Here is a 13639-nt window from a genome sequence, read left to right as displayed (position 1 = left end):
CCTGTCGGGCCTTTTCAACATCAGTGCGCGCCCTCGCAGCTCAGAAGCGCTCGTCGCGCAGCGCCGGCAAGGTGATGTCGCGCACATAGCTGGCCGACGACAGGCTCAGCATCATCCGGCACACCTGCACCACATCGTGCAGCGGGATCAGCGCGCCCTCGCCCCGCCGTTCGGCCTCGGCCAGCGGCACGTCCAGGCCATCCTCGGTGTTCAGGTAGCCCAGGTTCAGGCAACTCACCCCCAGGCCCTGTTCGCGGAAACCTTCGCGCAGGCTTTCGGCGATGCCGCGCAAGCCGAACTTGCTGGCGCCGAAGGTCACCTCCGGGCGACCACTGCCCGGCAGGCCGGAGGTGGAACCGGTGAGGATGATCCGTGGTCGGGCACTCTGCAGCAGCAGCGGCAGCAGGCGCTTGATCAGCAGCAGCGGCGCGGTGATGTTGGTGTCGACCATGCGCTCGATCTGCGCCTCGTCATCATCGAGGAAGCTGTAGCCTTCCTCGAAGGCCCGCGCCTCCCAGATGCCGACGTTGTACACCAGCACGTCCAGCCCACCGTCTGCCACCGCCTCATGGATGATCGCCGCGGCCTGGCGCGGCTGGCCGAGGTCGGCCTCGATCCACTGCGCCGCGCCCGGCAACGCCACCGGCCTGCTGCGCGACACACCGATCAGCGTATCGCCATGCCCACCCAGGCCCTGCACCAGCGCCTGGCCCAATCCCTTGCTTGCACCGACCACCAGAATTCTCATCGAATCACTCCCTATGGACTGCGCCGGATAGTACCCTGCCTGCCCCAGTAATCCAGTCGGAAATGCCAGGCCGCCCGTGGACAGAGCGCAACTCGAGCAAAACCAGATCCCCCTCTACTTCATCGCCGTAGCGCTGGCCGCCGTGCTCGGCCTGCTCGCACCCGGCGCCGCCGGCGCGCTCGAAGCGCTGGTGACCCCGGCCATTGCCGTGCTGATGTACGCGATGTTCCTGCAGATCCCGTTCCTCGACCTGCGCGCGGGGCTTGGCAATCGGCGCTTCATGGGCGCGCTGCTGCTGGCCAACTTCGTACTCGTGCCGCTGCTGGTGTGGGCCGGCACACGCGGGCTGACCGAGCACCCCGCCGTGCTGGTCGGCGCCCTGCTGGTGCTGCTGACGCCCTGCATCGACTATGTGGTGGTGTTCACCCACCTCGGCAAAGGCGACGCGAGCCTGACCCTTGCCGCCACGCCAGTGCTGTTGCTGGTGCAACTGGCGCTGCTGCCGCTGTACCTGGCGTTGATGCTGGGTGGCGCCGGCCATGTGGAGATTTCCGTGGCGCCATTCGTCGAAGCCTTCGTGCTGCTGATCGCGCTGCCCCTGCTGCTGGCCGTCGCCACCAGCGCCGGGGCGCGGCGCTCTGCGCTGGTTTCGAAGTGGAACGATGCCTGGACGTGGCTGCCGGTGCCGGCCATGGCCCTGGTGCTGATCGCGGTGATCGGCTCGCAGATCGGCGTGGTCGCCAGCCGGCTGGACGACCTGCTGCCGGTAGTGCCGGTGTATGTCGGTTTCGCTTTGCTGGCGCCGCTGCTCGGATTGTTTGCGGCGCGGCTGTTCAAGTTGTCCACAGGCGAGGCCCGGGCGGTGACCTTCAGCGCCGCCACGCGTAATTCGTTGGTGGTGCTGCCGTTGGCGTTGGCGCTGCCTGAGTCGATCCGGGCGTTGGCGGCAGCGGCGGTGATTACCCAGACGCTGGTGGAGCTGGTCAGCGAGCTGGTCTACGTTCGTGTTGTGCCGGCGTTGGTGCGGCGCTAGGCCAGTCGCACCCGCCACTGGCCGTAGTGGCTGAAACGCGCACTGGCCAGGGGCTGCACATCTATGCGGTGGAAGGATTGCAGAGGCGCGCCCAGCGCATGCAGCATTGCGGCGCGGATGACGAAGGGGTGGGTGACGGCGGTCCATTCGCCCTCGCCCAGGGCGCTGTCCATCCAGTGGGCAACACGCTCGCACAGCGCGGCCAGCGATTCGCCGCCGTGAGGCGTGGCATGGGGGTCGCTCAGCCACGCCTGCAACGCGGCCTCATCCAGATGCTTGAGCGGCTGACCTTTCCAGGTGCCCAAGTCGCAATCGCGCAGCCCCTCATCAACCGTCGCCCTCAGGCCCTCGGCTGTTTGCCGGGCACGCAGCTCAGGTGCGCTGAGGTAGCGGACCGCCGGTTCAGGCACAAGCGAGGGCAATTCCAGCAAAGGCTCGCCATCCTGGGCGAAGCGCCCCACCCTTTGCGCCTCGGTGCGGGCGTGGCAGATCAGGGTGAGGTGGATGGGCTTCATGGCAGGGCTTCGGCAGGAATGTCCGGGCACTCTAGCCGAAGTCCGGGGAACATGCGCGATGAGGTCAGGCTGAAGCACGCAACTCGCGGGCAGCGGCGACCATGTTCACCAACGCCGCCTCGGTTTCCGGCCAGCCACGGGTCTTCAGGCCGCAATCCGGGTTCACCCACAACCGCTCGGCCGGAATCCGCTGGGCAGCCTTGCGCAGTAGCTTGACCATCTCTTCCCTGGCGGGCACCCGCGGTGAGTGGATGTCGTACACGCCCGGGCCGATCTCGTTCGGGTAAGCGAACTGCTCGAACGCCTCCAGCAGTTCCATGTCCGAACGCGAGGTCTCGATGGTGATCACATCCGCATCCATCGCCGCGATCGACTCGATCACATCGTTGAACTCGCTGTAGCACATGTGGGTGTGGATCTGCGTCTCGTCCCGCACACCCGAGGCACACAGGCGAAACGCCTCGGTGGCCCACTCCAGGTAGCGCGGCCAGGCACTGCGGCGCAGCGGCAGGCCCTCGCGGAAAGCGGCTTCGTCGATCTGCACGATCTTGATGCCGGCGGCCTCCAGGTCCAACACCTCGTCACGCAGCGCCAGCGCCAGCTGCTGTGCCTGCACCTCGCGGCTCACGTCCTCGCGAGGGAACGACCACATCAGCATGGTCACCGGGCCGGTCAGCATGCCCTTCATCACCTTGCGGGTAAGGCCCTGGGCGTAGGTGATCCAGGCCACGGTCATCGCCTTCGGGCGACTCAGGTCACCGAAGATCACCGCCGGCTTCACGCAACGCGAACCGTAGCTCTGCACCCAGCCGAAACGGGTGAACATGTAGCCGTCCAGCTGTTCGGCGAAGTACTCGACCATATCGTTGCGCTCGGCCTCGCCGTGCACCAGCACATCCAGACCGAGGTTTTCCTGGATCTCAACCGCATGGCGAATCTCGCTGTGCATGGCCTCGATATAGTCGGCCTCGGTCAGCGTGCCCTGCTTGAACGCCTGGCGCGCCAGGCGGATGGCCGCGGTCTGCGGGAACGAACCGATGGTGGTGGTCGGAAACGCCGGCAGGTTGAGCCCGGCGCGCTGCTTGGCGATGCGCTGCTCGAAAGCGGTGGCGCGCTGGCTGTCGGTTGGCTTGATCGCGGCGACACGGGCCTGCACCGCCGGCTTGTGAATCCGTGGCGAGGTGGCGCGGCTGTGCTGCACGGCGCGGCTCTGCGCCAGCGCCGCCAGCACCTCGTCGGCCTCGGGCTGGTTCAGTGCCTTGGCCAGCACCGCCACTTCCTGGCACTTCTGCACGGCGAACGCCAGCCAGCTTTTCAGTTCGTCATCGAGCTGGTCTTCACGGGCCAGGTCCACCGGGCTGTGCAGCAGCGAGCACGACGGCGCCACCCAAAGGCGCTCGCCCAGGCGCTCATGGGCATGGCGCAGCACCTCCAGCGCCTTGTCCAGATCGCAGCGCCAGACGTTGCGGCCGTTGACCACGCCCAGCGACAGCACCTTGTAGGCCGGCAGACGGTCGAGGATGGTCGGGTACTGGTCCGGGGCACGCACCAGGTCGATGTGCAGGCCATCGACCGGCAGGTTGGCGGCCAAGCCGAGGTTGTCTTCGAGACCGCCGAAGTAGGTGGCGATCAGTTTTTTCAGCGGGGCGCGCTGGAGGATGTTGTAGACCCGCTCGTAGGCGTTCTTCCAGTCCTGCGGCAGGTCGAGGGCGAGGATCGGCTCGTCGATCTGCACCCACTCCACGCCCTGCACCGCCAGGCGGTTGAAGATCTGGTCATACAGCGGCAGCAGGCGGTCGAGCAGGTCGAGCTTGTCGAAGTCGGCGCCCTTGGCCTTGCCCAGCCACAAATAGGTCAACGGGCCGATCACCACCGGCTTGACCGCATGGCCCAGGGCCCTGGCCTCCTCGACCTCCTCGAACAGCTGCTCCCAGCTCAGGGCGAATTGCTGGTCGGCGCTGAACTCGGGGACCAGGTAGTGGTAGTTGGTGTCGAACCACTTGGTCATCTCCTGGGCGTGGGCACCACCGCAGCAGCTGTCGCTTCGGTCCGTCGCCACGGCGCCTCGGGCCATGGCGAACAGGGTCTGCAGGGTCGGCTTGGCAGCGTCCTTGGCACGGAAGCGTTCGGGGATCACGCCAAAGGTCAGCGAGTGGGTCAGCACCTGGTCGTACCAGGCGAAGTCGCCGACCGGCAGCAGGTCGATGCCGGCGTCCTTCTGCACCTGCCAGTGGGCGGCACGCAGCTCACGGCCCACAGCGCGCAGGCCAGCTTCGTTCAGCTCGCCCTTCCAGAACGCTTCCTGGGCTTTCTTCAACTCACGGTCGCGGCCGATGCGTGGGAAACCCAGGTTGTGTGCCAGTGCCATGTCGTGGTCCCTCGATCTTCTTAAAATGAATGAGGGAGATTCTGGGCTGCGGTTTAAAGTGAGACAAACTCATTAAATTTGAGATGAACTCAAGATTTTCTCATAGTGCCTTAGCCATGCCGTCGGCCAGGCATCGCAAATGTCTCAATCAACATACTCCCCCGCGCAATCAGACATGCCCCAGCCACCCACCTGTCGCACACTGCCACCCTGCCCCAACCCGGTAGCCCACACCCCATGAGCCTGTTGAAAACGACCCTGGACGCCAACGCCTTCGCCTGCATCCTGGAGTTCGTGCCCAAGCCCAGCGCCGAGCGTTTCGCCACCCTCGACACCCTCATGGCCCGCACCCAGCTGTGCGGCTGGCCGCTGACCGTGGCCATCGGCGACCGCGTCGGCAGCGCCCTGGACATGTCGCCGCTGGACGCCTTCAACAGCCTGGCCGAGCCCGTCCCCGCCCTGCTGCACTTCTCAGGCAAGGACCGCGAGCGCCATGAACTCCTGGCGCAATTGCAGTGCATGGACGCCGCCGGCCTCGACCAACTGCTGCTGCTCACCGGCGACCGCCTGCCCGGCCACGTCCCGGGCGAGCGCCCGGTGCGCTACCTCGAATCCGTCGCTGCCCTGCAGATCGTCCGCCAGGCCCGCCCGCACTGGCTGCTGGCCGCCGCGCTCAACCCGTTCAAGTACCAGGAGGCCGAAGGCGGCGCGCAGTACAGCAAGGCCGAGAAGAAACTCACCGCCGGGGCCGACCTGTTCATCCTGCAGCTCGGTTTCGATATCGATAAGCATCAGGAAGCCTTCGACTGGATGCAGCGCCAGCCCCGGCCCAAGCCGCTGATGGCCTGCATCATGGCGCTGACCGAGGGCCGTGCCGGGATGCTCGGGCATGTCGCCGGGGTGACCGTCACGCCGTCGATGCGCGCACTGCTGGCCGCCGAAGCAGCGGTTTCCAAGACCTACGCCAAGGAACGCGCCAACCAGCGCCTGGCCTTGCAGGTGATCGGCCTGAAATTGATGGGCTATGCAGGCGTGCACCTGTCCGGCATCCACGAGGTGGCGCAGTTCGAGGCACTTGAGCAGACCATCGAGGTGCTGCAACCGCAGTTCAGCTCACTGCGGGACTGGGCCCCGGCCTGGGAAGCAGCCTGGCAGGCACCTGGCCTGACGCCGGTCACCTTCCATCCACCCGGGCACGCCTGGCGCCTCGGGCAGCGGCAGATCACCGCGTCCAACAAGGAAAAGGTTCGCTATCACCTGCTGTCGGCGATGCACCACCAGTTGTTCAGCCGCACCACCGCCTTGAGCAAGGCCTTCGGCTGGGCCGTGACCCGGCCGCTATGGGCCGACCCCACGGCAGCGCAGTGGCTGCACCAGCTGGAACGGCGTATCAAACGCCCGATGGTGGGCTGCGATACCTGTGGCAGTTGCCGGCTGGAGGACACGCTGTATATCTGCCCCGAGACCTGCCCCAAGGGGCTGGCAAACGGGCCGTGCGGCGGCACCAGCCTGGATCGTTGCGAGTTCGGCGATCGGGAATGCGTGCACAGCGCCAAGTACCGGCTGGCGGTGAGCGTGGGCAGGACCGAGGTGTTGCGTGAGCGGCTGATTCCCTGTGTGCAGGTGGAGAACCGGCAGCGTAGTTCGTGGCCGGGGTGGTTCGAAGGGGGCACCTCGAGATCGCCCTCCCTGCAGCCTGACGTCGCTCCGGAGTTCAACGAGTAACACGCTTGTCGGTAATCTCGTTACTACCCTTGCCCAACAAACTGCTTTGCCTCATTGTACAGACCAATGTCATTACAAAGAGGCTGCAAACATGGCGTCCATCAATGTACGTATCGACGACGACCTCAAGGTGCGCGCCTACCGTGAGCTGGAAAAGCTGGGTGTAACCCCCTCCGAGCTGATGCGCCAAGCGCTGCAATATGTTGCTGAGCGCGGGCAACTGCCTTTTAAACCCGTGTTACTGACCGAAGAGGACGAAGCACTGCTCGCCACGGTACGCGAACGCCTGGCCTCGCCGCAGAGGGTGAGGGTAACGCTGGATGACCTATAACCTCGATTTCGATGCGCGCGCACTCAAGGAATGGCAGAAGCTCGGCGACACCATTCGCCAACAGCTAAAGAAGAAGCTGGCAACCGTGTTGCTCAACCCGAGGGTCGAAGCGAACCGTCTGCACGGTTTCCCGGACTGCTACAAGATCAAGCTGCGCAGCAGCGGATATCGATTGGTCTATCAGGTCATCGATCATCAAATCGTGGTGTTTGTGGTCGCCGTGGATAAACGTGAGCGAGATCAGGTTTACCGCAAGGCGGCCGAACGATTGACCGAGTAAATCAAGCCTTCCAGAGGCGAAAGCGCTGGCGCTCTCAAGGACACTATGAAGGTGCTATGAGGGCGCGAGATACATCTCGCAAACGTCCCGATGAGGCCAAGCACTGCCCAAACCGGGACAATAGTCTGCAAGTCCACATAGCTGTCTTCACCATCCGTACCAGCTGTTTGTCATACGTACAGATATGCGCATTGATAAATGCAAATTGAGCGTATGTGACTCCGAGGAACTCCAAATGACCGGCCTACTGACCCGAGCTGAACAGGCAGTGTCCACCACCACCATGGCCCGGGAGTTTGGCGCACGCTTGAAACAAGTGACCAGCACAGACGCCACTCATCTGGTCATATTCAAGGACAACGAACCCGCTGCGGTCCTGATGGGCGTGCAAGCCTACCAGGCCATGCTGGACGAGCTCGCCGACCTGCGTGCCGAACGTCTCACCACCGAGCGCCTGCCCAGCCTCAATGATAAACACACCGTGAGCCTGGAGGAGATGGAGACTCGCTTCAGGTAAAAGCACATGATCTGGACTGTCAGGTTTCATCCCAACAGGAAGACAATCTTCTGTAACTTGGCCGCGCCGAAGCTCAGCGGGTCCTTAAAGTCGTACGCGAGCGCATCGCTCAAGGTGAACCCGATAAGCTCGGTGTGCTGGTGCTCTGTATTGGCGCCAGGCGCGATGACGAGGTGCATGCCGCTGCCAATCGCCGTATATGAGCCCTGCAAGAGCAGGAAGAACGTGGCAGATTACTGTTCCCGTCCATCAACGGCAGCAACAGTGCCAGGCAAAGCCCCCCTGGCCGGCAACCACACGGTGAAGGTAGTGCCATAGATCGCATCCGAACGCATGCCGATCCTGCCGCCATGCGCCTCGGCAATCTGCTTGACGATGAACAAGCCCAGGCCCACCGAGCGCAGCGGATCCTCGCGCTCACTGCCCCGCGTCATCGGCTCGAACAGCGTCGGGATCAACGCATCAGCAATGGCCGACCCGTGATTGTGAACGCTCAAGGTCGCGCCTTCGTCCGTCAGGTCGGTGGTCACGGTGATCGGTAAGCCCGGGGCGCCATAGGCCACGCTGTTGGCGACCAGGTTGCCGAGCATCTGCTGCAAGCGGTCCTGGTCCACTTCGAAGGTGCCATGCCCGCGCGAATAATGGCGAATACCGGCCTGGGCGAAGGCCACCCTGAGCTCGCTCACGCACTGGTCCACCGCCTGGCGCAAATCGGCCTGCTGACGCGTCACGCGGATGCCCTGCCCTAGCCTGATCGAGGCGAAGTCCAGCAGGTCGACGATCATCCGCTGCGCCCGGTCGGCGGCACTGCCGATGCTGCCCAGCAAGCGCCGGGCCCGGTCGCTGTCGGCATCGCGTTCGAGCAGTTCGGTCGCCATCTTGATGGCCGTCATCGGGTTCTTCAGGTCATGGCTGGCGACCGCGACCATCTGCTCGGCGAGGATGGCGCGGCGCTCGGCGTTTTCATAGGCAGCGGCAAGTTCGGCCTGTGCCCGTTGCAGGGCGGCCTCGGCGCTGACCTTCTGCGCCAGCAGCTCTTCGGCGCGCTGCATGGCCACCAGCGCCGCCCGTTCGTTGCGGTCCCGCTCGCCGGTGCCGAGCAGCGCCAGGTGGTAGCGCACCCCCTCGGCGGTTTCACGCCGCACCCCGTTGAGCAGCATGGCCAGCAGGTGCCCATCGCGATGGCGCAGTTCGAGCTTCACCTCCGACACCGAGCCCTGCAGGTTCATCAACGGCCCCCAGTGCGTGAGCTGGAACGCCCGCCCCGCAGCCGTCAGCAACTGATCGAAACTGCGCGCCTGCAACGCCGCCGGATCATGCCCCAGCCACCGGCTGAACGTCTGGTTGCAGCGCAGCACGGTGCCATCCGCGGCCATGACGACCAGCCCGCACGGCGCGTGCTCGAACAACGACTCATCGAACAACAAGGCGGCGTCATCCATGGCCGAATCCATGGCCAGCGAAGAACGCATCCATCGCCGCCGCGCAGGCTCCCGGGGCGCTCAGCTGCGGGTAATGGCCCATGTTGTCGATAAGGCTCAGCTGGCTGTCGGGGAGCACGCGATGCAGGTACTCGCCCACGGCCACCGGCACCACCGGGTCGCCCGTGCATTGCACGATCAGCGTCGGTACCGGCAGGCCGCTGACCTCCTGGCGGTGATCGGAGAGGAAGATGACCCGGGCAAAGTGCCGGGCGATCTGCGCGTCGGTGCGGCAAAAACTGCTGGTCAGCTCCGCTTCCAGCAATGGTTGCCCGGGCGTGCCCATCAGCGTCGGGGCCATGGAACTGGACCAGCCGAGGTAGTTGTCATCGAGGGTGGTGAGCAGCGCCTGGATTTCCTCCGGCGCAAAGCCACCGGAGTACCCCGCCGAATCGATGTAGCAGGGCGAGCCGCCGATCATCACCAGCCCGGCAAGCCGCCCGGGCCGCTGACGCTCGGCCAGCACGCCGATCATCGCACTCACCGAGTGCCCGACCACGATCACCGGCCCCTCGGCGTAAGCGTCGATCAGCTCGTTGAGGTCCGTGGCATAGCCCCAGAGCGACGCATATTTTTCCGCCGTGTAGGCCGCAAGGTCGGACTGACCGGCGCCAACCAGGTCGTAGCTGACCACGCGAAAGCGCGTGACCAGATGAGGCAGTAGGCAGCGCCACATCGACTGATCGCAGCCGAAGCCGTGAGACAGGATCAAGGTGGCACTGCCGTTGCCAGCGACATGCACGTTGTTACGCTTTTGCAGGGTCATTACCTATCCCGATGTCGTGCAACGTTGTGCTGAGCAGTGCCGAGCGGTCCATGCTGCTGGTGAGAATAGTCGAGGCGTGGGGCGGGTGGCTTGGATTGGCCGGCGGGTTGGGGCGGCCAATGAAGTAGCAGTGCGCGAGGCTCGACGTCACGGGCGCACCGGGCGGATCAGGGTTGATCTGGTGGACACCATACGCGATATGGGGAGAAAGAGGGCGGATTTTGCGGGACATCGCCGGCTTTTGAGTGAAGGCGTGTGGGAATCATCCCTCAATTGAAAGGATTGGGACGAATAGGCCCCTTAGGCAAGAGGGCATCTGACCAGGAGTGGATAATCCACAACCAATCTGCCTTTTTGAACACATCCGACCTATGACAAGCCATCCTAGTCTTGACATCTGCAAGCGAACGAAGCTTAAAGTGTCCACGTTTCATGGAATGTGGACAGACGGGATTTTTACTCGAATGAAGAGTCAAGATATTTTGCTCCTGTTCAAGATGGCGAGCCTCTACGCTCAGGAAGAGAATTTGCTCATCGACACAGAGCAGCTCGACCGCGCCATCAAGAGCGCCATGCAGGCGCCTGACTGGGAATACGATCGAACGGGAAGATTTTTGAAGCCAAGCGGCGCTGGATATCCCGATACCGATTCGGCGCCAGCACTTTCCTATTCCAGTGCCGCCAAGGAAGCCTATTTGCTTATCACCGGCGGCGAAAGCTGGGAGGGCTGGACCGATCCAGTCGAACCGGTCGAGGCAGCGCTCTCGTCCTGGAGTGATCGCTACTCTGTCAGGTCGCTTTCAGCATCGCTGGGCCTGAGCAAGAGCGAAGTGTCGAACGCCATGGGCAGATGTCGCGAATCGGGCCTGCTGATCAACGATCATGCTACCGGGCTCCCGAAGGTCAATCGCCGTGAGCTGCTCAAACTTGCCGAGCACGCCTTGAAGTACTTTTTCCCGGTACGACCGGGTGCTTTGGTTCGTGGAATACCGACCGGCTTCGCCGCTCCCGCGTTGAGCCGCAACATCCGCAGTGCTGGGGAAACCCTCTACGTTTGGCCCGACCCACTAGGGGTCGAGCGCGGCCAGCTGATAGAGCCGCTCTACAAAACGGTCCCCCATGCGGTGAAACAGGACCGTACGCTGTACCACTACCTGGCCCTGGTTGATGCAATACGTGTGGGTGGCCCTCGCGAAACCAGTGTCGCGGTAGGCATTCTCAAAGCTGGATTGGGGCTGAAGTAAATGCCCTCCAACGCTGACCACAACCTCGAGCTCCTTGAGTTTGTCGCTCAGGGGCTTGGTCAAGACTTGCTCGATGAAGTCGCATTCGTGGGCGGCTGCACGACGGCCATGCTGGTCACCGATCCGGTGATCATCGATGACATACGCCACACGGTGGACGTCGACCTGGTTATCGAGTTGGCCGGTATCGCTCAATGGGCCCACCTCACGGAACGGCTGGCCGCTAAAAACATAAAATTAACCGGCGAGGATGACGTCAATTGCCGGTTTCGTTTCAACGACGTTATCGTGGATGTAATGCCCACAGCCGCAGAAGTCTTGGGCTACACAAACAGATGGTTTGTCGAAGGCTTGGCTCATTCCGCTACACAACCACTTCCAAGTGGCCTGGAGATAAAAATCTTCAGGGCCCCGTACTTCCTGGCTACCAAACTGGAAGCGTTCACGGGCCGAGGAAAAAACGACCCTTATCACAAGGATGTAGAAGATATCCTGATCGTCATCGATGGGCGGCCCGAACTGTTGCAGGAACTCAAGGCGGCCGAAGACGAGCTCAGGCAGTACGTTGCCGCCGAGATGACTGAACTGTTGAGCCTGGACGGGATTGACTATGCGGTTCAGAGCAGCAACTCCGTAAGGTCCACCCCGGGCCGGGAACGCCTGGTTTTTCAACGTTTGCATGAACTGGCCGCCTTGAAATGAGGTTCTCGACGAGGTCGTTCAAGGGAACATCGACTGACCTCAACGGCGACTTTGCCGATGCCGTGTTCGACGGCGATAGAGGGTTGATCGTGATTGTCGATGGCACGGCGAAAACAGGGAGCGATCAACTTGCCAGGAGCTTCGTCACCTACGTCATCGATACCTATCAAAAATGGCTATCCGCCGGTGACACTGATACCTCCCCTGCCGCTGCACAGGCGCTATTAGGGAAAGTGCTTTCTGAAATCCATGGCCCACTGTTTCGTGACCACACAGGGACATGCTGCTATCTGGTCGGGGTGATATCGAACGGCTACCTGACCGTGGCGTACGAAGGGGATTGCTCCTGCGGCATTGTCACTGCAGGGACTGTGATCAAATGGCTTACGCCACCTCACTGCTGGGCAAACTGGCAGCGAGACAAAAGCCACGGGGAGCTCGCCGAAGATCCCGCTCGAAATATTGTCACACGCTGCTACAAGGCCAGGACCGCACCACGACCAGACTTTGTTTCTCTAAAGGTCGAAGCGGGGGAACGATTGGTCTTCGCGACTGATGGGTTCTGGGCGGATCTCGAGGTAGAGCGGCAGGGCTCGGCACTCAATTCAGCGGCTTTAGAAACTGTTGAAATGGATGATGACGTAACTTGGGTAGACGTCTGGGTTTAACGGTTGATGCCAGCCACGTTCCAGGCATCGAGTGATCGCCCGCTGATTCATCTGCGTCTCAAAAGAATGTATAAAGCGTCAGCGCCCTGCGACCCCGACGTCCGCACAAGGAACCCCCCTCCATGCTTCGGCTCACCATGCCGGCCCTGCTCCTGGCTGTAGCCGGCTGTGCCACCAAGCCTCCCGCCAACCCCGAGAACCTCTGCGAGATCTTCCGCGAGAAGCCGAAATGGCACGAGGCGGCGCTGAAGATGCAGGCGCGCTGGGGCGCCCCGGTGCAGGTGCCGATGGCGATGATGTACCAAGAGTCGTCGTTCAAGCACGACGCCCTGCCGCCGCGCTATTACTTCCTCGGCTTCATCCCCTGGGGCCGGGTCAGCACCGCCTACGGCTACGCCCAGGCCAAGGACGAGACCTGGGCCGACTACAAGCGCGAAGCCGGCGGCTGGGGCGCCGCCCGCGACGACTTCGCCGACGCCCTCGACTTCATGGGCTGGTACATGCAGAAGAGCCAGCGGGTGAATGGCGTGTCCAAGTGGGACGCCTATGGCCAGTACCTGAATTACCACGAAGGCTGGGGCGGCTACCGCAACCGCAGCTACGACGCCAAGCCGTGGTTGAAGAACGTGTCGCAGAAGGTTCAGGCGCGGGCGTCGGTGTTTGGGGCGCAGTATCGGAGTTGTGAGCAGGAGCTGGCTCGGGGTGGGTGGTTCTGGTAGGCGCTGATTCGGGGGTGATGAAACACCGGGCGAGCGATGCGTTGCCGACCGGGCACGCTCTTGCAAGACGCGATGGTTCAAGTGGAGTCCGCTCAGGAGACACACCGCAACAGGGCCGCAAAGCGGCCCCAATGATGTGCAGCATCAGCCTGTAGAAACACCCTCTTCTTTCATCACCTCCAGCTTGCCGAACTGCTCGCTGGCCAAGCGGCTGATGATCCGGATCGCCTGGTGAATGCCCGCCGTGTTGCGGAAGCTCAGTTGCGGGTTGTGCTCGCACTCGAGCACCTCGTCATGTTGGACCAGCGCCTCGCCTAGCAGTTCGAGGGTCCAGACGTAGCTTTGCAGGGTAGACATGCGTTCATGGTCAGTCATGGGGCACCTCGCGATTGGCGCGGTCGGCGAGGGACTGGCTGTCGATTGGGTAGAACGTTGGGGCTGGGGTGGCCGCATGGGTTGGACGGCGGAGAGCGGATGCGAGGATCCTGTACAGATTTGCGATGAGCATGCATGAGGTCCTTTTCGGTTGAAGCACCACACCA

General features: G+C 63.1%; 18 protein-coding genes. 9 read left to right on the top strand and 9 right to left on the bottom strand.

All coding sequences use genetic code 11. From position 1 onward, the window contains the following. Nucleotides 1-40: 40 nt before the first annotated feature. Nucleotides 41-748 (bottom strand): SDR family oxidoreductase, encoded by a 708-nt coding sequence (locus R5C80_RS02510; protein WP_111532064.1) that lies wholly within the window; start codon nt 746-748, stop codon nt 41-43. Nucleotides 749-824: 76 nt separating this feature from the next. Here R5C80_RS02510 and R5C80_RS02505 point away from each other — a divergent pair, with 76 nt between their 5' ends. Next, nucleotides 825-1781 carry an arsenic resistance protein gene (locus tag R5C80_RS02505; RefSeq protein ID WP_319049765.1) on the top strand — a complete coding sequence of 319 codons (957 nt, stop codon included), beginning with the start codon at nt 825-827 and terminating at the stop codon, nt 1779-1781. On the opposite strand, the gene R5C80_RS02500 is transcribed toward R5C80_RS02505, so the two are convergent. Then, on the bottom strand, nt 1778-2296 hold the full coding sequence (locus R5C80_RS02500; RefSeq protein WP_319049764.1) for a histidine phosphatase family protein: 519 nt from the start codon (nt 2294-2296) through the stop codon (nt 1778-1780). The two genes, R5C80_RS02505 and R5C80_RS02500, sit on opposite strands and share 4 nt — an antisense overlap. A 64-nt stretch (nt 2297-2360) precedes the next feature. Beyond that, complete coding sequence (gene metE, locus R5C80_RS02495) at nt 2361-4664, bottom strand: 5-methyltetrahydropteroyltriglutamate--homocysteine S-methyltransferase (protein ID WP_267301587.1); 2304 nt, start codon at nt 4662-4664, stop codon at nt 2361-2363. 237 nt (nt 4665-4901) lie between these two features. On the opposite strand from metE, the gene R5C80_RS02490 reads away from it, so the two are divergent. The 4 genes from R5C80_RS02490 to R5C80_RS02475 all read left to right on the top strand — a co-directional run bounded on the left by R5C80_RS02490 (nt 4902) and on the right by R5C80_RS02475 (nt 7517). Continuing rightward, entirely contained in the window at nt 4902-6389 is a 1488-nt protein-coding gene (locus R5C80_RS02490; RefSeq protein ID WP_319049763.1) for a methylenetetrahydrofolate reductase C-terminal domain-containing protein, read from the top strand. Nucleotides 6390-6480: 91 nt separating this feature from the next. Further along, entirely contained in the window at nt 6481-6720 is a 240-nt protein-coding gene (locus R5C80_RS02485; protein ID WP_023629499.1) for a type II toxin-antitoxin system RelB/DinJ family antitoxin, read from the top strand. After that, a complete protein-coding gene (locus tag R5C80_RS02480) occupies nt 6710-7000 on the top strand; it encodes a type II toxin-antitoxin system RelE family toxin (RefSeq protein WP_023629498.1) in 291 nt (96 codons plus the stop codon). Before R5C80_RS02485 ends, R5C80_RS02480 begins: the two co-directional genes overlap by 11 nt. A 235-nt stretch (nt 7001-7235) precedes the next feature. Further along, nucleotides 7236-7517 carry a Phd-YefM gene (locus R5C80_RS02475; protein WP_023629497.1) on the top strand — a complete coding sequence of 94 codons (282 nt, stop codon included), beginning with the start codon at nt 7236-7238 and terminating at the stop codon, nt 7515-7517. A 26-nt stretch (nt 7518-7543) separates the two neighbouring features. On the opposite strand, the gene R5C80_RS02470 is transcribed toward R5C80_RS02475, so the two are convergent. Genes R5C80_RS02470 through R5C80_RS02455 form a run of 4 tightly spaced genes read right to left on the bottom strand, consistent with a single transcriptional unit; the run spans nt 7544 to nt 9996 of the window. Then, nucleotides 7544-7696: a hypothetical protein gene (locus R5C80_RS02470; RefSeq protein WP_158659585.1), complete on the bottom strand. Its 153-nt coding sequence runs from the start codon at nt 7694-7696 to the stop codon at nt 7544-7546. Between the two features lie 54 nt (nt 7697-7750). Beyond that, a complete protein-coding gene (locus R5C80_RS02465; RefSeq protein WP_319049762.1) occupies nt 7751-8989 on the bottom strand; it encodes a PAS domain-containing sensor histidine kinase in 1239 nt (412 codons plus the stop codon). Then, nucleotides 8952-9764: an alpha/beta hydrolase gene (locus R5C80_RS02460; RefSeq protein ID WP_319049761.1), complete on the bottom strand. Its 813-nt coding sequence runs from the start codon at nt 9762-9764 to the stop codon at nt 8952-8954. Before R5C80_RS02460 ends, R5C80_RS02465 begins: the two co-directional genes overlap by 38 nt. Then, entirely contained in the window at nt 9745-9996 is a 252-nt protein-coding gene (locus tag R5C80_RS02455) for a hypothetical protein (protein WP_319049760.1), read from the bottom strand. The genes R5C80_RS02460 and R5C80_RS02455 overlap by 20 nt, the downstream gene beginning before the upstream one ends. 232 nt (nt 9997-10228) lie before the next feature. Here R5C80_RS02455 and R5C80_RS02450 point away from each other — a divergent pair, with 232 nt between their 5' ends. From R5C80_RS02450 to R5C80_RS02435, 4 genes are all read left to right on the top strand, one after another. Further along, nucleotides 10229-11008, top strand: coding sequence for a MarR family transcriptional regulator (locus R5C80_RS02450; RefSeq protein WP_319049787.1), 780 nt, complete (start codon nt 10229-10231; stop codon nt 11006-11008). Then, complete coding sequence (locus R5C80_RS02445; RefSeq protein WP_319049759.1) at nt 11009-11710, top strand: hypothetical protein; 702 nt, start codon at nt 11009-11011, stop codon at nt 11708-11710. Further along, on the top strand, nt 11707-12378 hold the full coding sequence (locus tag R5C80_RS02440) for a serine/threonine protein phosphatase (RefSeq protein ID WP_319049757.1): 672 nt from the start codon (nt 11707-11709) through the stop codon (nt 12376-12378). Before R5C80_RS02445 ends, R5C80_RS02440 begins: the two co-directional genes overlap by 4 nt. Before the next feature lie 122 nt (nt 12379-12500). Continuing rightward, nucleotides 12501-13097: a lipoprotein gene (locus tag R5C80_RS02435; RefSeq protein ID WP_046854187.1), complete on the top strand. Its 597-nt coding sequence runs from the start codon at nt 12501-12503 to the stop codon at nt 13095-13097. A 144-nt stretch (nt 13098-13241) separates the two neighbouring features. On the opposite strand, the gene R5C80_RS02430 is transcribed toward R5C80_RS02435, so the two are convergent. Then, complete coding sequence (locus R5C80_RS02430) at nt 13242-13472, bottom strand: hypothetical protein (RefSeq protein ID WP_046854186.1); 231 nt, start codon at nt 13470-13472, stop codon at nt 13242-13244. Continuing rightward, nucleotides 13465-13605 (bottom strand): hypothetical protein, encoded by a 141-nt coding sequence (locus R5C80_RS02425; RefSeq protein ID WP_319049756.1) that lies wholly within the window; start codon nt 13603-13605, stop codon nt 13465-13467. The genes R5C80_RS02430 and R5C80_RS02425 overlap by 8 nt, the downstream gene beginning before the upstream one ends. Nucleotides 13606-13639: the final 34 nt, after the last annotated feature.

Source organism: Pseudomonas sp. On1 (assembly GCF_033783325.1).
Note: the sequence above shows the minus strand (reverse complement) of the source record. Positions and strands in the feature narration are given on the sequence as shown.